The sequence below is a fragment of the Limosilactobacillus reuteri subsp. porcinus genome, assembly GCF_036621895.1.
GTDB classification, from domain to species: domain Bacteria; phylum Bacillota; class Bacilli; order Lactobacillales; family Lactobacillaceae; genus Limosilactobacillus; species Limosilactobacillus reuteri_J.
Genome location: NZ_LN887364.1, coordinates 10,676 through 11,172, shown reverse-complemented (window position 1 = coordinate 11,172; position 497 = coordinate 10,676). Strand labels below are relative to the sequence as shown.

Below are 497 nucleotides of genomic sequence, written 5' to 3'. Positions count from 1 at the left end.
GATTGGCTGGCCTGGCGTTACCGGCGTTGGATCGTTAGGCGTGATCGTTTGCGTCTTGTGCTTCAGGTGCACTACAAAATCGTTGCCTTGCTTAGCATAAGTCTGCGTACCATCGGCAAAATTATTAGAAACCAATTCGTATCCTTGGTCTTCGTAGCTCTTGATCTTGTCGGCCGTGGTGTAGTTAATCTTTGAACCAACCTTGCCGCTTGGCAGATCAGATGAGCTTAACGTTTTACCAGTCGTGTCATCAACGTACTTGATCGTACCAGTAACTACTTGGACATATGGTACCGGCGTGTCCTTGCCTGGATCAGCTGGCGTGATTGGACTTGGATCAACTGGCGTGTAGCCTGGTACATCTGGAATTGGTTCGTTTGGCACGACTTTCGTTGGATCATTAGGGTCCGTTGGGTAGGTTGGCGTGCCGGCACCTGGAATTGGCGTACCATTTGGATCAACTGGTACCAGCTTGCCGTTTGGTGCGTAAGTTACCG

General features: G+C 50.1%; 1 protein-coding gene. It reads right to left on the bottom strand.

Going from position 1 to position 497, the window contains the following annotated elements; genetic code table 11:
• A partial coding sequence (locus AACL61_RS03095) for a mucin-binding protein (protein ID WP_339110978.1) occupies positions 1-497 on the bottom strand: 497 nt, incomplete at both ends.